Below are 17,558 nucleotides of genomic sequence, written 5' to 3'. Positions count from 1 at the left end.
ACCCACGACCCTGCCTCCTCAGACGGTCGCACGTCCACCCCGACGCGCAGGAGGATCTCCCGTGGGCTCCGGGCGTCGCCGCAAGATTCGGTACGACGGCGCCCGCGCGCCCGAGGGAGCCGATCGGCTCAGCTCACCTCGGCGACCGGGGATCGACCAGCCCGCTGCGGAACGCGATCGCGACGGCCTGGGCGCGATCGCGGGCGCCGAGCTTGGCGAGGATCCGCTTGACGTGGGTCTGGACCGTCGACTCGGCGAGGGTCAGGGCGACCGCGATCTCCCGGTTCGACCGGCCCTCGCCGACCAGCGCGAAGACCTCGAGCTCGCGCTCGGTCAGCGCGGCCAGCGGGCCCCGCGCGGACGCGTCGGCGTGCGCCGGCTCGGCATGGATCGACCGCTCCACCACGGCGCGGGTGACCGCGGGGTCGAGCAGCGCCTCCCCCCGGGCGACGGTGTGGACGGCCTCGAGCAGCCGCTCGGGGGCCACCCGCTTGAGCAGGAACCCGGACGCGCCGGCCCGCAGCGCCGCGGCGACGTACTCGTCGTCGGGGAAGGTCGTCAGCACCAGGACCCGCGTCCCGCCGCCCAGCGCCAGGATCCGGCGGGTCGCCTCGATCCCGTCGACGCCGGGCATCCGCACATCCATCAGGACGACGTCGGGCGCCACCTCGCCCGCCGTCCGTACGGCGTCGAGGCCGTCGGCCGCCTCCCCGACGAGCTCGAGCCCCGGGTCGGTCCCCACCACCACCGCGAGCCCGGCCCGCAGCAGGGCGTCGTCGTCGGCCACCAGCACCCGGACCGTCATGCCGGCTGCCGATCGAGCGGCAGCCGGGCCTCCACCCGGAAGCCGGGAGCGCCGGCGCCGACCGGGCCGAGCCGCGCCGTACCGCCGACGCGGGTGGCGCGCTCCCGGATGCCCCCGAGCCCGCGGCCGGGGAGCCAGTGCTCCGGCGGCCCGGCGCCGTCGTCACGCACCGTGACCACGACGTGGTCGCCGCTCGTGCTGACCTCGACCTGCGCCCGGCAGGGCGCGGCGTGCTTGAGCGCGTTGGTCAGCGACTCCTGGACGATCCGGTAGGCCTCGCGGGCGACGGCGTACGACGGCGCGCCGTCCGGCGTGAGCAGCGCGGGGTCGACGACGAGCGAGGCCCGGACGCCCGAGGCGGCGAAGCGCTCCACCAGCGCGGGCAGGTCCGCGAGGCCCGCCGTCGTCGGCCGCAGCGGCCGGTCGGTGCCGGCCGCGGGATCGCGCAGCGTGGCGACCGCGTCGTCGAGGTCGGCCATCGCCTCGCGGCCGACGTGCTCGATCTGCAGCAGCAGGTCCCGGCTGACCGCGGGGGCGCCGTCGAGCGAGAGCCGGGCGGCCCCGGCGTGCACGACGACCACGTTGAGGGTGTGCCCGATGATGTCGTGCAGGTCGCGCGCCATCTGGGTCCGCAGCTCGGCCAGCAGCAGCGCGCGGTCGGCCCGGCGGGCCCGCTCGGCTTCCTCGTCGCGCCGGGCCCAGGCGTAGGCCAGCGCCCAGAACGCGGTGTAGGCGACGAGGGTCGACACCAGCTCGGCGGGCGAGCTCGGCGGGCTGAAGGCGTAGTAGGCCAGCACGCTGGCGATCGCCACCAGCAGGCCGGCCGCGGCTCGCCGCCGGTCGGCCAGCCGGCCGACCACGACGATGCTGACCAGGGTCGCGGCCGGCGAGATGGCGACGTCGGCATGGACCGCCGACTCGACCACCACCGCGCCGCCGGCGACCAGCAGCGCGGCGAGCGGAGCCCGCGGCGCGAGCACCATGCTGGCGCTCAGCACCAGCGTGCCCACCACCCCGACCGTCACCTCGGCGGCGGGACGACCCGTGCCGCCGAGCAGGTCGGTCAGCGCGATCGCCGCGTAGCCGGCCGCGAGCAGCGGCAGCAGGCGTCCTAGCACGCGCACGAGTGAATCACCTGCCGCGGCCGCGGCGCAGGTACCACTCGGCGACGAGCAGGTTCGGCACCCAGCTCGACAGCGTCACGACGTAGTACGCCCGGTCGAAGGCGAGGTCCGCGTCCCCGCCCAGCGCCACCTGGAGGGTGACGAGGAGGATGGTCTGCAGCCGCAGCGTCACGCCGGCGTAGGTCAGCGCGAACGTCCGGATCGCCCAGCGCCGATGGGCGGCGAGGTCGCGGCGCCGGGCGGTGCGGTACGCCGCGCCCGCGCACGCGAGCCAGGCGAGCGCCAGTCCCCCGAAGCCGACGACGCCGATCGGCCCGGCCTCGTTGACGAACGACAGCACCAGCCCCGCCAGCCCGGAGACCAGGATCGCCGCCAGCACCATCCGCCCGACCGCGCGGTGGATCCGGGGGCGCCGACGCCGCAACCGGGTCGCGAACTGCAGCGGCGAGAGCAGCAGCGCCACGCCGGCGAAGGACGCGTGGAGGTAGAGCGCGACCCGGAACGGCGCCGGCCGGTCGACGTAGTTGCTCGCGACGCCGTGGTCGTCGACGGAGAGCTCGGCCAGCGACGCCGTGAGGTACGGGCCGACGGCGAGCACCGTGATCGCGACCGAGGTCAGGGCGAACCACCACCACCAGCGCCGGCCGTGGGCCGGGCGGGTGGCAGCGCCGGAGGAGTCGGGACTGTCGGGGGAGGTCGGCGAGACGGGCTCGGTCGTCGGCATCACCGCACGACCATCGCGCGGGTCCGGGGTCCGGGTCGTCCCCGCGGTGGGGCTCTCGTCGTACCCCGGGGCGGGTACGGACCGCCGCAGTGCCCGTGCGCCGCGGGACCTTCGCCCCTCCACCCGGGCGCCGCGACTCGCGAGGATCGAGGCACCGACGAGAGGGAGGTGGCCCGATGTCCGCACGACGCACCGCCGTCGTACTCCTCGCCGCCGCGGCCACGGGAGCCGGCGCGGCCGCCCGGGCACGGCGGCGCCTGGGCGCCTCCGCCGCCGAGGCGCAGGCGACGCTGCCCGGCGACGAGCTGCTGCCGCAGGCGCAGGTCCAGAACGACCGTGCCTGCACGCTCCCCGCGCCCCCGGAGGCGGTGTGGCCGTGGATCGCCCAGCTGGGGCAGGACCGGGCCGGCTTCTACTCCTTCGAGACCCTCGAGAACCTCGCCGGCTGCCGGATCGTGGGCGCCACCCGAGTCCATCTCGAGTGGCAGGACGTCGCGGTCGGCGACCCCTTCCGGCTGCACCCCGACATCGCCCTGCGCGTCGCCGAGGTCGATCCCGGCCGCTGCCTGGTCGTGACCTCGCAGGGCGGTGACGCGCCCGGGGAGATGGACTTCGCCACCACCTGGACCTTCCACCTCGCGCCGGTCCACCAGGGGCGGGCCCGGGCGACCCGGCTGCACCTGCGTGAGCGCTACGAGACCCGCAGCCGCCCGACCCGGCTGATGATCGAGGCGACGAGCGTCGTCAGCGCGGTCATGACCTGGCGGATGATGTCGCGGCTGCGGACCCTGGTCACGCGGACGGCCGACGACGGGACCGACGACCGGACGGCGGGCTGAGCGTCCCGCGGGCGGCCGCGATGCCGGCCGCCCAGCCCGGCGCGGCACCGTCGCCGGGCGGCGCCAGGGCCGCCGCGTCGATCCCGGTGGTCTGCAGGAGCCAGGCGACCAGGGAGTTGGAGTTCCACATGTCGCCCACCCCCAGCGCGTCGCGGCCCCAGGTGTGGCGGGGCACCTCGGCGACGCGGTCCAGGAGCGCCCGCGCGTCGGCGGGTGCGAGCGGCAGCAGCGTCGGCGGCTCGGGAGCCGCGGCGCGGTCCGGGACGTCGCCGTCGGGCCAGCACCGGACCTCGTAGGCGAGGGCCTAACCCTCGTCGGCGATGCAGGCCGGGATGCCCAGCTCCTCGAGCAGCGGCTCGAGCTCGGCGTACGCCTCGCCCTCGTCGGCGAAGAACGCCTCGACTCCGGCGGCCTCGACCGCCGCGGTGATCCGGTCGTTGGCCTCGATGACCCGGGCCAGGACGTCCTGGCGCTCCGCGGGGGCACCGAGCTTCGCGAAGTCGTCGGAGATCTGGTACGACTCGGCGACCAGGTTGTCGAAGGCGGCCGCCATCTCGTCCTCGGTCGGCGGCTGGCTCAGGGCCATGAACCTCGAGGCGATGGCCTCGGCGTTGGCCTCGCAGAGCGCGCCGCCCCGGGTCTGGAACTCGTCCTCGGAGATGACCGGGAAGGCGGCGGACGGGGTCGCCTTCGCCGCGGCGTCGGCGGCGGGCTCGTCGCTGCCGCAGGCGGCGAGGACGGGGGTGAGGCCGGCGAGGGCGATCGCGAGGGCGGCGATGGTGGGACGGTTCATGACGGGCTCCTTGTGCAGGGTGGGATCTGTGCCCTCCCTGTCGTGTTCAGCGCGTCCTGCGGATCATCCACCAGCGGGCCTCGGCGAGGCTCAGCACGAGGAGTACGACGGCGACGAGACCCGCCGCCTGCCAGCCCGCGTGGCTGAGGTCCCAGTCGCCGAAGGCGTCGCTCGGGGAGTGCGGGAAGACGGGCACCCGCCGCTGCAGCCAGCCGGCGACCGGCCAGCACACGGCCAGGGGTACGACGGCGGGTGCGATGCGGGCGCCCGGGCTGGGTGTGCCGAGTCCGCGCAGCACGACCGACCAGGTGGCGCCGAGGAGGAGGGCGACGTACCCCTGGGTCGCGACCTCCCAGGGGCGGCCGAAGAGGCTGTCCCAGCCGCGCACGACGGCCCAGGTCCAGGCGGCGGCCAGGGGGACCAGGCCGCTGGTGCGGGCGAGGGTGCGCCAGGCGAGCGAGCGGGGCGCCGGGTCGACGACGGCGCCGGCGCGCTCGTCGAAGCAGCAGGCCGCCGCGGCGGCGAGCAGGCCGACCGAGGCGGGCTCGAGGATCCACATCGTGACCGGGTGCCGGGCCACCAGCTCCATCAGGCCCACGACGACCGCGGCCACCAGCGCGACCGTGCCCCACGGGACCGCGCTGCCGGCGTACCGCCGCATGGTCAGCCGGTGGCTTCGGGCGAGGGCAGCGGGTTGTAGACGATGTCGGGCTCGCCGCCGGTGACGGCCAGCACGCAGAGCAGGACCGCCGCCCCGAGCACGCCGAGGCCGGCGCGGGTGAGCCGGGTCCGATCCTGCTCGCGGTCGTGGAACACCGCGAACAGGACGCCGAGCGCGCAGAGCGCGAGCAGGTAGCCGACGTACCAGAAGACGGATCCGGTGAGCACACCCCAGCGCATCGGGTCGTCGCCCGGGGCGGATCCGACGGCGGTGCCGATCGGGCCGTGGAAGTGCGTCCACAGCCAGACCTCGCGCCACGAGGTGGTCCACGCCTGGTCGCCGTTCATGAACAGGCTCACGACGACGACCGCGACCGCCGCGATCGGCGGCGTCCAGCGCTGGGGCAGCCAGCGCGCCAGCACGAGGCCCAACAGCGGGCCGCCGACCGCCGCGACGACACCCTGGGCGAACAGCACGCCCAGCACCAGCGCGTCCGGGGTCGCCTCGAACGTGGAGTCCGCCGAGCGGTCGTAGGCGAGATAGCCGTAGGCCGCCGCCGCCCACCACCCGAGCGCGACGGTCAACGGCACCACCGTCGCGGCCGCCAGCGCCAGGGTGCGCGTCCGCTCGGGTACGGCGACCGCGCCCGCCGCCTCCGCGGCACGGTCGGAGCGGCGGACGAGCCCCGCCATCACGACGATGCCCAGCACGCCGAGGGTGAGCCCGGGAGCGAGCCCGTCGAGCGCCGTCCGGCCCCGCACGTCGGACCTCCCGAGGACGCCCAGCACGGCCACGACCGCGGTCAGCAGGGTCCCGAACCAGAACAGCTTGCTCCTGGCGTAGTTGGCGATCTCCTGCCGGGCGAGCTGGCCGAGGGCGGAGCGGGTGAGGGTGCCGGTCATGGGATGACTCCTTGCTCGCGGGGCCGCTCCGCGCGGAGCAGCAGGTAGGCGTCCTCGACCGAGGGGTCGGTGACGGAGGAGTCGGGAGCGGGGTGTCCCCCGACGGAGCGGATCAGCCCGGTCCCCGTCTTCCAGGTCTGGACCGCACCGGCGCTGCCGGTGGGGCCGAGGTGCACCCGGCCGGCCGCGGTGGCGAGCAGGTCCGGCACGGAGCCGTCGAAGCGGATCAGGCCGTCGTCGATGACCAGGACCCGGTCGCACAGGGCCGAGACGTCCTCGGTCTGGTGGGTCGACAGCAGCACGGTGCCGGGGAGGCCGCCGAGCAGGCCGCGCAGGGAGGCGCGCTGCTCCGGGTCGAGCCCGGTCGTGGGCTCGTCGAGGATGAGCAGCTCGGGGGAGCCGATGAGGGCCTGGGCGATCGCGAGCCGGCGGCGCTGGCCGCCCGAGAGCCGGGCCACCTTCCGCGTGCCGGAGTCGCCGAGGTGCACGAGCTCGAGGACCCGCCGGATCTCGGTGTGCCGGGCGGCGGCGTCCTTCCACTCCTTGAGCACGGCGATGTAGTCGAGGAAGCCGAGCGCCGTCATGCCGCGCGGGAACACGACCTCCTGGGGGAGGTAGCCGATCCGCCGTCGGGCCTCGATCCGCTCGGCGTGGCCGGCGGTCACCTCGTGCCCCGCCACGACGATCCGCCCGCTGCTCGGCGGGAGCGCGCTCGACAGCAGCCGCAGCATGGTGGTCTTGCCGGCGCCGTTGGGCCCGAGCAGGCCCACCACGCCGGGCTGGAGGGACACGGTCGTCGGCTGCAGGGCGACGGTCCGCCCGTACGTCTTCGACACGCCGTCGAGGCTGGCCGTGCTCATCGCTCGCTCCCCCTCGGCCGCAGCGTGGTCGCCCGTGTGGCGAACACGGCCGCCAGCAGCGCGGCGGCCACGACGTACGACGCCTGCGCCACCGGCCCGGTCAGCAGCTGCTCCCGGTCCGAGACGCCCAGCGACGCGGCCAGGGTGATCCATCCGAGGGCGAGCGCGCCGCCCACCGGCGCCGGGGCGAGCCAGGTCAGCAGCACCAGCGCCGCGGTCGTCAGCCCGAGCGCCGGCAGCAGCCACGCGAACGTCATCGAGCTGAGGCCGGGCACGACCAGGCCGATCATCAGGGTCACCGGCACCGCGACGGCCAGGGCCGCCGTCGTCCGCAGGAGTGCGAGCCGCAGCTTCGAGTACGGCGTCGGGATGCTCACCTCCCGCAGCGACTCCGTCGCGTCGAACGCGCTGACCACGGCCAGCGCCGGGATCAGCGGCGCCAGCGCCAGGAAGACCGCGTCCGGACGCCACGGCGCCAAGCCGGCCACCAGCGCACAGGTCACCGCCGAGGCCACCGCCACGATCCACGGCACCATGACGCCGTCGCCCGCACCGAGCAGGACCAGCTCGTCCTCGGGCACCCCGAGGCGCCGCAGGAGGCGCAGCGGCCGGGCCGGCTGCGGCCGGCCGATCGTCGCCTGCACCCCGGCCCAGACCGACGACGTGTCGACCATGCCGCGCGCCGTGGCCCGGCACTCGGCGCACCCGACGACATGCGCCTCCACGCTCGCCTCGGTCGCGGGCCCGAGCCGCCCGGCGACGTACGCCGTCCAGGTCTCGGGCTCGACATGCCACTCGGCCGTCATCCTCACCACCCCTCCTGGAGCACCAGCTGCTCCCGCAGCCGGGCCTTCGCGATCCGCGCCCGGCTCTTGACCGTGCCCTGCGGGATCCCGAGCAATTGCGCGGCCTCCTTGGTCGTGAGGCCGTCGATCACCGTCGCCTGCAGCACCCGCACCAGCTCGGGTGACAGCGCCTTGAGGGCATCGCCGACCCCGCCGTGCGCCACCGCGACGAGCAGCTCGTCCTCGGCACTGGCCACGAGCGGGCTCCGCGCCGCGATCACCTCGCTGCTCGCCGGCACCGGCGGCGCCTTCTTGCGCAGCCGGCTGATCAGCTGCCGGATCGCGATCCCCCACAGCCACGCCCCCAGGTCCCCCTCGCCCCGGAACGACCCCGGGTTCCGCCACACCGCCACGAACGTGTCGTGCAGCGCGTCATGGGCCAGCTCCTCATCCGGCGACCGCCGCCGGAGCCGCAACAGCAGCCACCCGGAATGCCGCTCCACCAGCTCCCGGAGCGCAGCCTCCTCCCCTCGCCCCACCAGGGCGAGAAGCTCGACGTCCGAGTAGTGCTGCATGACGTCTCTGTCGCGGTCGACGATGCGAACGGATCACATTCTCGCGGAGAGTCGTCGTGGCGCCTAGGGCTGCGTGCCGGGCTACGACCGCGCGGTGGTGATCTTCGAGCGGTATTCCTCGAGCAGCTTGATCACGTCTCGCGCCGCCTCCCTCTCCCCTTCGGAAGGGAACACGAAGCGGGACCGCAGTGCCGGGGATTCGATTGGAAACCTCCAAGAGCGGCCGCCACTCGAGAGGCCCTGAGATGATCCGGTCGTGACTCCCGAGGAGCGGCTGCGCGAGCTGGCGGTCAGACACGCCGCATTCGCGTGGCTCGACCGGCAACGTGCCGCCGGCAAGGAGACCTTCACCCAGGCCGACACCAGCGGCCTCGCCCTGGCCGGTGAGACCATCCGGCTGATGCCCACCCAGCAAGGGATCTGGAAGCCAGGACAGCTCACCGCTGCGTTGTCGTTCCGCACCGTCTACCGGCCCGAAGGCAGCGACCGACCGTACGACGACAACGTCGGCACCGACGGGTTCTACCGCTACAAGATGCGCGGCAGCGACCCGAACCACTTCGAGAACCGAGCCCTCCGCGAAGCCATGCTGGAGCGACTGCCGCTGATCTGGTGGCTGGGTGTCCAAGGTGGTGGATACAGCGCGCTCTACCCGATCTACCTCGTCGGCGAGGAGCAGGCCGACCTGCAGTTCGTGGTCGACATCGACGCAGTGCCGCAGCCCGACATCGTCTGGCCGTCCGTCGAGCTCGAGCTCGACCCGTCGTACCGACAGCAACTCACCAAGCTCCGCCTCCACCAACGCCCGTTCCGAGCCGCTGTCCTGCGGGCCTACCGAACCTCGTGCGCCGTCTGCTCCTTCCGGCACAGCGACCTGCTCGACGCCGCGCACATCCAAGAAGACGGAGCCGGAGGACGACCCGTCGTCACCAACGGCCTCACCCTCTGCAAGATGCACCACGCCGCCTACGACAAGCGGATCCTCGGCATCACCCCCGACTACGAGGTACGGATCAACGCCGAGGTCCTCCACGAGGTCGACGGGCCGATGCTGCGTCACGGCATCCAGGAGTTCCACGGCAAACAGCTGATGGTGCTGCCGGAACGCCGAACGCAACGCCCTGACAGGCTGCTGCTCGAAGCCCGCTACCAGACGTTCCTCGATGCCAGCTGAGCGCCTACGGCGCGCTGCATCTTCGTAGAGCCTAGGGGGCTCGAACCCCTAACCCCCTGCTTGCAAAGCTACCAAATTGTCGAACTGCTGTTCGAGATACAACGTAAAACCGCAGGTCAGAAGTGTCCTAGAATGGACCGAGATCACCATTCTTTCCCCCATAGGTCCCCCACCACCTACTTGGCGAGCATGGGGTTTCGTAGTAGGGGGTTAGGGGGACCAGTCCCCCAAGCGACGATTTCGGGAGGTTCCACCATGGCAGGAAGACGGGGTTTCGGGGAGGTCGAGCGCCGCACCGGCAGCAGCGGCGTCACCTACCGCGCGAGGTACGCGATGCCCGACGGCACCCGCTACTCACGCAGCTTCGGCGCCAAGATGGACGCCGAGGCCTGGCTCGTGGCCGAGCGGTCGTTGATAGACCGCGAGGAGTGGTCTCCCCCTGCGGCACGTCGGATGGCGGCCGAGCGCCGGGCCCGGGAGGCGGCGAGCAACACGGTGGCCGCCTACTCCCAGCGCTATGTCCGCGAACGCGATCTCCGGCCGACGACGGCGCGAAGCTACGAAGGACTCCTGCGCACCCGGATCCTCCCCTACTTCGGTGAGGTACCGCTGCGCGATGTCAGCCTCTCCGAGATCAAGCGCTGGCGGACGACGCTCGACCCTGAGACGGAGTCGACCAACGCGGCCGCCTACCGCCTACTGCGCTCGATCCTCCAGGCCGCCGAGGAGGAGGAACTGATCGACCGTGCTCCCCCGAAGATCCGCGGCGCGGGCACCGCACGGGTGAAGAACGTCGCTGTGCCCGCCACCTTCGACGAGATCGCGATCATCGTCGACAACATGCCCGGACACCTCAAGCTCTTCATCGTGCTCGCTGCCTTCGTCGGCCTGCGCGAAGGTGAACTGTTCGAGCTCCGCCGGTCCGATGTCGACGGCGTCACCGGACGGATCAGCGTGGCGCGCAAGGTCGACAAGGACGTGGACCGGTCAGTCCGAGGATCCTGCCCCGAATGCGGCCGTCACATCAGCACCCCGAAGACCAGGAGCGGCATCCGCGTCGTGCACGTCCCGCCGCCGTTCCTCCCGATGCTCCAGCACCACCTGCTCGAGTTCACTGCCGAGGGCAACAAAGGCCTGCTCTTCCCGGGTGATCGCACCGACCACATGAGCGCCCGCTACCTCATGGACCGCTACCGCCCCGCGCGCGAGAAGGCCGGCCGACCGGATCTGACCATCCACCACCTCCGCCATACAGCACTCACCATCGCCGGCCAGCACGGCGCCACCGGCGCCGAGCTCCAGGCCCGCGCCGGCCACGCCTCCCAGGCCGCGATGGCGATCTACCAGCACGCCACCCTCGACCGCGACCGGCTGCTTGCCGAGAAGATCGGCCAGTCATACGACGCCTGGCGCGACTCGCGGAGGTCGGAGTGACAACAGTGTCGGGGGCTCAAGGCAGATTGGTGCCCCGCTGTCGCACCAATCGCCCTACCGGAGGAGCGTCATGACCGACTCGTTCCGACAGACGACATACCGGACGACGAGGCCGGTCTGCTCGAGTATCTGGTCCAGGTCGTCGAGGAAGGGCGGCGTGCGGCGGCCATGCGGGTCAACGCCGCCCTCACCATGACCTACTGGCTCGTGGGGCGTGCGATCCTCGTCAACACTCTCCGCAACAGCCGCGCGGAGTACGGCCGGCAGATTGTCGCGACACTGTCGCACCAATTGAAGGCTCGGTTCGGACGAGGTTTCGACCGCACCAACGTCGTCCGCATGGTCGCGCTCGCGCGAGCGTTCCCAGACCATGACGAGGTCGCTGCCCTCGCCCAGCAATTGAGCTGGTCGCACCTCCGTGAGGTCCTCACGCTCAGCTCAGACGAGGCCCGGGCCTTCTACACCGACGAGGCCGCGTCCAAGCACCTCAGCGTTCGCGAGCTGAGGGCGGCGATCAGCCGCAAGGCGTTCGAGCGCCGCGAGATCGCCAACTCGCAGATCCCCGAAGGCTCGGCCGTCCCACGCGACACCTACCGCGACCCGCTCATCCTCGACACCCTCGGCCTCCACGACTCCTACCTGGAGAAGGATCTGGAGGCCGCGATTCTCCGCGACGTCCAAGCATTTCTGCTCGAGGTCGGCCAAGGTTTCGCTTTCATCGCCAGCCAGAAGCGGATGACCATCGACGGCGACGACTTCTACCTGGACCTCCTGTTCTTCAGCCGCCCCCTCCGCCGCCTGATGGCCGTCGAGCTGAAGATCGGGAGGTTCAAGCCGAGCTACAAGGGTCAGATGGACTTGTACCTCAATTGGCTCGATCGTTACGAACGAAAGCCGGCGAAGAGGCTCCGCTCGGGCTGATCCTGTGCACGGAGGTCAGCCGCGAGCAGGTCGAGCTCCTGGAGATGCACAAGGACGGCATTGCTGTCGCCGAGTACTGGACCGTTCTGCCGCCCAAGGCCGAGTTGGAGGCGAAGCTCACCGAGATCGTCCGCGACGCGCAGGAGCGCCTCGCGCGCCGGGGTCTGCCGGCATCGCTCGAACCGTCGGACGACGACTGATCACAGCAGGTCTGCGCCTGGACATGATCGATCGAGCCGCGACGCCAAGCCCGTCCGCTGACACCACCAGAGAGCTGCCGCGTCGGGACTGCTGCACGGATAGGTGACAGGTTGGGTCACGCAGCCTGAGTGGCTGGCGTGGTCATGATGGCTTCGTATTCGATGGGGGTCAATCGGCCGAGTCCGGCTTGCCTGCGGCGGCGGTGGTAGGTCCTCTCGATCCAGGTCACCATCGCGATCCGCAACTCGTCACGGGTCTCCCAGGTACGCCGGTCGAGGACGTTCTTCTGGAGCAGCGCGAAGAAGCTCTCCATCGCCGCGTTATCGCCCGCGGCACCGACGCGGCCCATCGATCCGACCATGCAGTGGCGGTTGAGCGCGTGGACGAATTTCCGGCTTCGAAATTGCGATCCTCTGTCCGTATGGACCACGCAGCCGGCGATGTCACCGCGCCTGGCGACGGCGTTGTTGAGCGCCGCGACCGCGAGCCGTGACTTCATCCGCGAGTCGATCGAGTAGCCGACGATCCGGTTGGAATAGACGTCCTTGACCGCGCACATGTAGAGCTTGCCTTCAGCGGTCCGGTGCTCGGTGATGTCGCTGAGCCACAGCTGGTTCGGAGCGTCGGCGGCGAAGACGTGACGGACTACGCCGTGTTTGTCGGTGACCGCACATAGGTCGTCGTGGACCGGCGGGCCCGGCCTCTTCGCCTTGACCCGCTTGGGCTTGCCGAATGCTGACCACCAGCCCAGGTCTGAGCAGATCCGCCACGCGGTCCGCGCAGCCATGTCCTGGCCGGCGTCCTTCGCTTCGTCGAGGAGGAACCGGTACCCGAACTCGGGATCGTCCTTGTGGGCGTCGAACAGGGCGTTGGCGCGGTACGCCTCGACCAGGTCAGCATCAGTGACCGGCGACTGGAGCCAGCGATAGTAGGGCTGGCGAGCGATCTTGAGGACCCGGCACGTCACCGTGACGGGGATCCCGTCGACGGCCAGCTCGCGGACGAGCGGGTACATCATTTTCCCGGCAGGTTCGCCTGCGACAGGTAGGCCGCCGCGCGGCGGAGGACCTCGTTCTCCTGCTCAAGCAGCCGGATCCGCTTCTTCAGCTCGCGGTTCTCGGTGTTCTCAGCTCCGGTCGACCCGGGCTTCACGCCGTCCTCGACGTCGGCGGTCTTCATCCAGTTCGTCAGGCACGACTCGCTGATGCCGAAGTCGGCAGCGATCTGCTTGAGGTGGACTCCCGGCTCACGGTTCCTCGCGACACGAACGACGTCGTCGCGGAACTCTTGGGGGTACGGCTTCGGCACAGTGCACATCCTTCCAGCGGCACCTCTCGGCACCACAGATCAGATGTCACCTATCCGTGCAGCAGTCCCGTCCTTTCGGCCCAGAAGGGGCGACGAGTCAAGAATCGAGGCAAGGTGTTGTTCCCCCGTCAACATCTCAAAAGGAGGGTGCAAGTTCAAGAGGCTCGCCGAGCTTCAACCCCGCCAACAAGCCAAGCCTAGGTTCTGCGGTCACCGAGCGGTGCAGCAGACCCGTTCTCATGCGGCGCCTCTTGTTGTGAGGTGAGTTGGACCCCGCTGCACTGTCTACCTCCTTGACTGTCTACCTCGTGAGTGGCTCGAGCGGAGATCTGGCCGGTGCCTAACGCAGTGGGCGGTCGACGCGCATTGTGCACGGTCATTGCAGTAAGGTATACTGGGCATTCAGGATAGGAGAAGATTTGAGCGCCTCGGAGCAAGCCATCAAGCTAGGTTCAGCCACCCCCGCGTGGGTCAGTGCGCAGTGACGTCCCTGTCCGCCTATCACGTCGGCATCGTCGTTCCGCGGCTGGAAACGGCTGCGGCGGAGCTGAGCGAGCAGCTAGGGCTCTCCTGGGCACCTGCTCACCGCGCGCCCCTGCGGGTCGAGCAAGACGGACACATCTCAGTGGTCGATCTGCTCTACACCTACTCTCGCTCTTCCCGCGACGGGCTCATGCTGGAGCTGATTCAGGAGATTCCGGGAACACCTTGGGTAGCCGGCCCCGAAGGCGCGCTCCATCACGTTGGGTTCTGGTCGGATCAGTTCAACCACTCGCTAGCTTCGCTGGACGCGGGCGGCCAGCGAGAGGTGAGCCACGTAAACGCGAGCGGCGAGACCCAGATGTTCAGCTATCATCACCTGCTCGACGGGAGACTGCGCGTAGAGCTAGTCGATGCCGAGCATCGCCGCGACGTCCTACCTTGGTCTGACGGGCAGTACAAGGGCCCATGACCGGCGACTCCCTTGCTGCCAGGCAGGTCAAGCGGTTGGACCGGGTGATCATCCGGTTCGCGGGTGACTCCGGTGATGGCATGCAGTTGACGGGTGATCGGTTCACGCAGGAGTCGGCGGTGTTCGGCAACGACCTGGTCACGCTGCCCAACTTCCCCGCCGAGATCCGGGCGCCGCAGGGCACGATCCCGGGGGTCTCGTCGTTCCAGATCCACTTCGCCGACCACGACATCCTCACCGCCGGGGACCGGCCCGACGTGCTGGTGGCGATGAACCCGGCCGCGTTGAAGGCCAACCTGGGCGACCTGCCGCGGGGAGCGACGATCATCGTCGACACCCACGACTTCACCAAGCGCAACCTCGACAAGGCCGGCTACACCTCCAACCCGTTGGACAAGTTGGGTGAGGTCGACGACATCCTGGCCGGGTTCTCGGTGCAGCCGGTCGACCTGACCGGCATCACCGTTGCCGCGGTCGCCGAGTTCGGGCTGTCCCGCAAGGACGCTGCGCGGGCGAAGAACATGTTCGCGTTGGGGTTGTTGTCGTGGATGTACGGCCGCCCGACCGAGCCGACTATCGGGTTCCTGGAGAAGAAGTTCGCCAAGGCGCCCGCGATCCTGGGTGCGAACATCGCGGCGTTCAAGGCCGGTTGGAACTACGGCGAGACCACCGAGACGTTCGTGGTCCAGTACGAGATCAAGCCGGCCCGGATGGCTGCGGGCACCTACAGGAACATCACCGGCAACCTCGCGTTGTCCTACGGCCTCATCGCCGCCGGGGTGCGCTCGCAGCTGCCGGTGTTCCTGGGCTCCTACCCGATCACCCCCGCCTCCGACATCCTCCATGAGCTGTCCAAGCACAAGGCCTTCGGCGTGACCACGCTGCAGGCCGAGGACGAGATCGCCGGCATCGGCGCCGCGATCGGCGCCTCCTTCGCGGGCCGGCTCGCCGTCACCACCACGTCGGGCCCGGGTATCGCGCTCAAGTCCGAGGCCATCGGCCTGGCGGTGATGACCGAACTCCCGCTCGTGGTCGTCAACGTCCAGCGCGGCGGGCCCTCGACCGGCCTGCCGACCAAGACCGAGCAGGCCGACCTGCTCCAGGCCATGTACGGCCGCAACGGCGAGGCACCGGTCCCGATCGTCGCGCCCCAGTCCCCCGGCGACTGCTTCGCCGCCGCCGTCGAGGCCGCCCGGATCGCGATCACCTACCGCACCCCCGTCTTCCTCTTGTCGGACGGCTACCTCGCCAACGGCTCCGAGCCCTGGGCGATCCCCTCGATCGACGACCTGCCGAAGATCGACGCGGGCTTCGCGACCGCCCCCAACCACGAGCCCAACCACGAGGGTGCCAAGGGAGCCGAGTTCTGGCCCTACGCCCGCGACAAGGACACCCTGGCCCGCCCCTGGGCGATCCCGGGTACCGCCGGCCTCGAGCACCGCATCGGCGGCCTCGAGAAGGCCGGCACCCCCGAGACCGGCCACGGCAACATCTCCTACGACCCCGCCAACCACGACGCGATGGTCCGCATCCGCGCCGAGAAGGTCCAGCGGATCGCCGACTCCCTCCCGCCGCTGCAGGTCGACGACCCGTCCGGACCACCAGGTGAGGGGGCCAAGGTCCTGGTGATCGGGTGGGGCTCGACGTACGGCCCGATCGGCGCCGCCTGCCGCCGGGTCCGCCGCGCCGGCTACGACGTCGCCCAGGTCCACCTGCGCCACCTCAACCCGTTCCCCAAGGACCTCGGCGAGATCCTGAAGCGCTACGACAAGGTGCTGGTGCCCGAGATGAACCTCGGCCAGCTCTCCAAGATGCTCCGTGCCGAGTTCTTGGTCGACGCCCAGGGCTACAACCACGTCTACGGTCTGCCGCTCAAGGCCGCCGAGCTCGCCGAGGCCATCGGCCAGCTCGTCGGCGACGCCGAGGACCGCGAGGTCGACCTCGGCGAGCACGGCCTCAACCTTCCCGCCGACCACGAAGAGGAGCCAGTCGCATGACGTACGTGATCGGTGCCGGGTGCGTCGACGTCAAGGACCGTGCCTGCATCGAAGAGTGCCCCGTCGACTGCATCTACGAAGGCAAGCGGATGCTCTACATCCAGCCCGACGAGTGCGTCGACTGCGGCGCCTGTGAGCCGGTATGCCCGGTCGAGGCGATCTTCTACGAGGACGACGTGCCGGGCGAGCAGAGTAACTTCACCCGCTACAACGCGGAGTTCTTCGACATCGCTGGCGTCGGCTCGCCCGGCGGCGCGTCTGGAACCGACGTGTTGGAGCACGATCACCCGGGCGTGGCGGGCCGGCCGGGGACGCTAGGAGGGAATACATGACCACCCCCACGAGCACCCGCAGCATCGACCTGCCCATGCCCACGCATCATTCAACGGGCACCGCCCTGGTGCCCGCCCTGGCCGAGGGCGAGACCCAGACCGCCAAGGACTTCTCCAGCGACCAGGAGGTCCGCTGGTGCCCCGGCTGCGGCGACTACGCCGTCCTCAAGGCCGTCCAGTCCTTCCTACCCGACCTCGGCCTCGCTCGCTCGAACATCGTCTTCGTCTCCGGCATCGGCTGCAGCTCACGGTTCCCGTACTACCTCGACACCTACGGCATGCACTCCATCCACGGCCGCGCACCCTCCATCGCCACCGGCATCGCCACCGCCCGCGAAGACCTCTCCGTGTGGGTCGTCACCGGCGACGGCGACGCCCTGTCCATCGGCGGCAACCACCTCATCCACGCCCTACGCCGCAACGTCAACATGACGATCCTGCTGTTCAACAACCGCATCTACGGCCTCACCAAGGGCCAATACTCCCCCACCAGCGAAGTCGGGAAGGTCACCAAGTCCACCCCCGTCGGCTCCCTCGACCACCCCTTCAACCCCATCTCCCTCGCCCTCGGCGCCGAAGCCACCTTCGTCGCCCGGACCATCGACTCCGACCGCAAGCACCTCACCGCCGTCCTCGCCGCCGCAGCCGCCCACCGCGGCACCAGCCTGGTCGAGATCTACCAGAACTGCCCCATCTTCAACGACGGCGCCTTCGACGCCCTCAAGGGATCTGGCAAGGGACCCGACGCCGCCGAGTCCCTGCTGCGCCTCGAACCCGGCGTCGAGGTCACCGTGAGCGGTCGTACCTGGGCCCACGACCCGAGCGCACCCGACCCCGCCGACCAGTTCGCCCTCTCCCGCCTCGGCGAGCACAACGCCCAACCCGGCACCGCCGGACCGGTGCCGATCGGGATCTTCCGCCAGATCGACCGCCCCACCTACGACGACCAGGCCCGCGCCCAGGTCGCCACCGCCACCCAGACCGCGGCCGCCCAGGGCAGCCCCACCGAACGACTCACCGCCCTCATCAACACCGGCGACACCTGGACCGTTGGTCAGGCGAGCGGACTGTAGTGGTCGACGCCCCGTCGACAGCCCGGATCTCCGCCGGCCGCTGGGCGCCAACAGGTCAAGACGTGCGGGCGGTCTCTGCTCACCGCGGGCGCCTGGTC

At 70.9% G+C, this 17,558-nt stretch carries 20 protein-coding genes; 9 read left to right on the top strand and 11 right to left on the bottom strand.

Going from position 1 to position 17,558, the window contains the following annotated elements; translation table 11 throughout:
* Positions 1 to 133 precede the first annotated feature (133 nt).
* The 3 genes from FIV44_RS15450 to FIV44_RS15440 are packed head-to-tail and all read right to left on the bottom strand — an operon-like array spanning position 134 to position 2,653.
* Positions 134 to 805, bottom strand: a complete 672-nt coding sequence (locus FIV44_RS15450; protein WP_141005206.1) for a response regulator — start codon at positions 803 to 805, stop codon at positions 134 to 136.
* Positions 802 to 1,929 carry a sensor histidine kinase gene (locus FIV44_RS15445; RefSeq protein WP_141005205.1) on the bottom strand — a complete coding sequence of 376 codons (1,128 nt, stop codon included), beginning with the start codon at positions 1,927 to 1,929 and terminating at the stop codon, positions 802 to 804. Before FIV44_RS15445 ends, FIV44_RS15450 begins: the two co-directional genes overlap by 4 nt.
* A gap of 7 nt (positions 1,930 to 1,936) precedes the next feature.
* A complete protein-coding gene (locus tag FIV44_RS15440; RefSeq protein ID WP_141007906.1) occupies positions 1,937 to 2,653 on the bottom strand; it encodes a DUF2306 domain-containing protein in 717 nt (238 codons plus the stop codon).
* A gap of 176 nt (positions 2,654 to 2,829) precedes the next feature.
* On the opposite strand from FIV44_RS15440, the gene FIV44_RS15435 reads away from it, so the two are divergent.
* Positions 2,830 to 3,492 carry an SRPBCC family protein gene (locus tag FIV44_RS15435; RefSeq protein WP_141005204.1) on the top strand — a complete coding sequence of 221 codons (663 nt, stop codon included), beginning with the start codon at positions 2,830 to 2,832 and terminating at the stop codon, positions 3,490 to 3,492.
* Here the strand turns inward: FIV44_RS15435 and FIV44_RS15430 are convergent.
* From FIV44_RS15430 to FIV44_RS15400, 7 genes are all read right to left on the bottom strand, one after another.
* Positions 3,446 to 3,667: a hypothetical protein gene (locus FIV44_RS15430; protein WP_141005203.1), complete on the bottom strand. Its 222-nt coding sequence runs from the start codon at positions 3,665 to 3,667 to the stop codon at positions 3,446 to 3,448. The genes FIV44_RS15435 and FIV44_RS15430 overlap by 47 nt on opposite strands.
* Positions 3,668 to 3,796: 129 nt before the next feature.
* Positions 3,797 to 4,285: a hypothetical protein gene (locus FIV44_RS15425; protein WP_141005202.1), complete on the bottom strand. Its 489-nt coding sequence runs from the start codon at positions 4,283 to 4,285 to the stop codon at positions 3,797 to 3,799.
* A gap of 46 nt (positions 4,286 to 4,331) precedes the next feature.
* Positions 4,332 to 4,946 carry a hypothetical protein gene (locus tag FIV44_RS15420; protein ID WP_141005201.1) on the bottom strand — a complete coding sequence of 205 codons (615 nt, stop codon included), beginning with the start codon at positions 4,944 to 4,946 and terminating at the stop codon, positions 4,332 to 4,334.
* Between the two features lie 2 nt (positions 4,947 to 4,948).
* Positions 4,949 to 5,848 carry a hypothetical protein gene (locus FIV44_RS15415; protein ID WP_141005200.1) on the bottom strand — a complete coding sequence of 300 codons (900 nt, stop codon included), beginning with the start codon at positions 5,846 to 5,848 and terminating at the stop codon, positions 4,949 to 4,951.
* Complete coding sequence (locus FIV44_RS15410; protein ID WP_141005199.1) at positions 5,845 to 6,708, bottom strand: ATP-binding cassette domain-containing protein; 864 nt, start codon at positions 6,706 to 6,708, stop codon at positions 5,845 to 5,847. The genes FIV44_RS15415 and FIV44_RS15410 overlap by 4 nt, the downstream gene beginning before the upstream one ends.
* Complete coding sequence (locus tag FIV44_RS15405) at positions 6,705 to 7,514, bottom strand: zf-HC2 domain-containing protein (RefSeq protein WP_246087035.1); 810 nt, start codon at positions 7,512 to 7,514, stop codon at positions 6,705 to 6,707. Before FIV44_RS15405 ends, FIV44_RS15410 begins: the two co-directional genes overlap by 4 nt.
* A 2-nt stretch (positions 7,515 to 7,516) precedes the next feature.
* Complete coding sequence (locus FIV44_RS15400) at positions 7,517 to 8,068, bottom strand: RNA polymerase sigma factor (RefSeq protein ID WP_141005197.1); 552 nt, start codon at positions 8,066 to 8,068, stop codon at positions 7,517 to 7,519.
* A 256-nt stretch (positions 8,069 to 8,324) separates the two neighbouring features.
* Here FIV44_RS15400 and FIV44_RS15395 point away from each other — a divergent pair, with 256 nt between their 5' ends.
* The 4 genes from FIV44_RS15395 to FIV44_RS32250 all read left to right on the top strand — a co-directional run bounded on the left by FIV44_RS15395 (position 8,325) and on the right by FIV44_RS32250 (position 11,797).
* Positions 8,325 to 9,242: an HNH endonuclease gene (locus tag FIV44_RS15395; RefSeq protein WP_219996023.1), complete on the top strand. Its 918-nt coding sequence runs from the start codon at positions 8,325 to 8,327 to the stop codon at positions 9,240 to 9,242.
* A gap of 255 nt (positions 9,243 to 9,497) precedes the next feature.
* Complete coding sequence (locus FIV44_RS15390) at positions 9,498 to 10,676, top strand: tyrosine-type recombinase/integrase (RefSeq protein ID WP_181410599.1); 1,179 nt, start codon at positions 9,498 to 9,500, stop codon at positions 10,674 to 10,676.
* A gap of 168 nt (positions 10,677 to 10,844) precedes the next feature.
* Positions 10,845 to 11,597 (top strand): PDDEXK nuclease domain-containing protein, encoded by a 753-nt coding sequence (locus tag FIV44_RS15385; RefSeq protein WP_246086458.1) that lies wholly within the window; start codon positions 10,845 to 10,847, stop codon positions 11,595 to 11,597.
* 44 nt (positions 11,598 to 11,641) lie between these two features.
* Positions 11,642 to 11,797, top strand: coding sequence for a hypothetical protein (locus tag FIV44_RS32250; RefSeq protein WP_246086457.1), 156 nt, complete (start codon positions 11,642 to 11,644; stop codon positions 11,795 to 11,797).
* A gap of 116 nt (positions 11,798 to 11,913) precedes the next feature.
* On the opposite strand, the gene FIV44_RS15380 is transcribed toward FIV44_RS32250, so the two are convergent.
* A protein-coding gene (locus tag FIV44_RS15380; protein ID WP_141005195.1) for an IS3 family transposase occupies positions 11,914 to 13,106 on the bottom strand; the annotation gives its coding sequence in 2 pieces (ribosomal slippage) (positions 11,914 to 12,819 and positions 12,822 to 13,106; 1,191 coding nt in all).
* 481 nt (positions 13,107 to 13,587) lie between these two features.
* Between FIV44_RS15380 and FIV44_RS15375 the strand changes: the two genes are divergently transcribed.
* From FIV44_RS15375 to FIV44_RS15360, 4 genes are read left to right on the top strand one after another with little or no spacing between them, the layout of a single operon-like run.
* On the top strand, positions 13,588 to 14,058 hold the full coding sequence (locus FIV44_RS15375; protein ID WP_141005194.1) for a VOC family protein: 471 nt from the start codon (positions 13,588 to 13,590) through the stop codon (positions 14,056 to 14,058).
* Entirely contained in the window at positions 14,055 to 16,055 is a 2,001-nt protein-coding gene (locus FIV44_RS15370) for a 2-oxoacid:acceptor oxidoreductase subunit alpha (RefSeq protein WP_141005193.1), read from the top strand. Before FIV44_RS15375 ends, FIV44_RS15370 begins: the two co-directional genes overlap by 4 nt.
* Positions 16,052 to 16,387, top strand: a complete 336-nt coding sequence (gene fdxA / locus FIV44_RS15365; protein WP_141005192.1) for a ferredoxin — start codon at positions 16,052 to 16,054, stop codon at positions 16,385 to 16,387. Before FIV44_RS15370 ends, fdxA begins: the two co-directional genes overlap by 4 nt.
* Positions 16,384 to 17,460 carry a 2-oxoacid:ferredoxin oxidoreductase subunit beta gene (locus tag FIV44_RS15360; protein ID WP_219996022.1) on the top strand — a complete coding sequence of 359 codons (1,077 nt, stop codon included), beginning with the start codon at positions 16,384 to 16,386 and terminating at the stop codon, positions 17,458 to 17,460. The genes fdxA and FIV44_RS15360 overlap by 4 nt, the downstream gene beginning before the upstream one ends.
* The last annotated feature ends 98 nt before the right edge of the window (positions 17,461 to 17,558 follow it).

It is taken from the genome of Nocardioides humi (assembly GCF_006494775.1).
Classification (GTDB): Bacteria; Actinomycetota; Actinomycetes; order Propionibacteriales; family Nocardioidaceae; genus Nocardioides; species Nocardioides humi.
Note: the sequence above shows the minus strand (reverse complement) of the source record. Positions and strands in the feature narration are given on the sequence as shown.

Bases quoted from the DNA above. Each gene is read 5' to 3' on its own strand.
- FIV44_RS15425 (WP_141005202.1), bottom strand. From the start codon at position 4,285: ATGAACCGTCCCACCATCGCCGCCCTCGCGATCGCCCTCGCCGGCCTC.
- fdxA (WP_141005192.1), top strand. From the start codon at position 16,052: ATGACGTACGTGATCGGTGCCGGGTGCGTCGACGTCAAGGACCGTGCC.
- FIV44_RS15435 (WP_141005204.1), top strand. From the start codon at position 2,830: ATGTCCGCACGACGCACCGCCGTCGTACTCCTCGCCGCCGCGGCCACG.
- FIV44_RS15390 (WP_181410599.1), top strand. From the start codon at position 9,498: ATGGCAGGAAGACGGGGTTTCGGGGAGGTCGAGCGCCGCACCGGCAGC.
- FIV44_RS15370 (WP_141005193.1), top strand. From the start codon at position 14,055: ATGACCGGCGACTCCCTTGCTGCCAGGCAGGTCAAGCGGTTGGACCGG.
- FIV44_RS15415 (WP_141005200.1), bottom strand. From the start codon at position 5,848: ATGACCGGCACCCTCACCCGCTCCGCCCTCGGCCAGCTCGCCCGGCAG.
- FIV44_RS15450 (WP_141005206.1), bottom strand. From the start codon at position 805: ATGACGGTCCGGGTGCTGGTGGCCGACGACGACGCCCTGCTGCGGGCC.
- FIV44_RS15410 (WP_141005199.1), bottom strand. From the start codon at position 6,708: ATGAGCACGGCCAGCCTCGACGGCGTGTCGAAGACGTACGGGCGGACC.
- FIV44_RS15440 (WP_141007906.1), bottom strand. From the start codon at position 2,653: ATGCCGACGACCGAGCCCGTCTCGCCGACCTCCCCCGACAGTCCCGAC.
- FIV44_RS15405 (WP_246087035.1), bottom strand. From the start codon at position 7,514: ATGACGGCCGAGTGGCATGTCGAGCCCGAGACCTGGACGGCGTACGTC.
- FIV44_RS15420 (WP_141005201.1), bottom strand. From the start codon at position 4,946: ATGCGGCGGTACGCCGGCAGCGCGGTCCCGTGGGGCACGGTCGCGCTG.
- FIV44_RS15400 (WP_141005197.1), bottom strand. From the start codon at position 8,068: ATGCAGCACTACTCGGACGTCGAGCTTCTCGCCCTGGTGGGGCGAGGG.
- FIV44_RS15385 (WP_246086458.1), top strand. From the start codon at position 10,845: ATGCGGGTCAACGCCGCCCTCACCATGACCTACTGGCTCGTGGGGCGT.
- FIV44_RS15360 (WP_219996022.1), top strand. From the start codon at position 16,384: ATGACCACCCCCACGAGCACCCGCAGCATCGACCTGCCCATGCCCACG.
- FIV44_RS32250 (WP_246086457.1), top strand. From the start codon at position 11,642: ATGCACAAGGACGGCATTGCTGTCGCCGAGTACTGGACCGTTCTGCCG.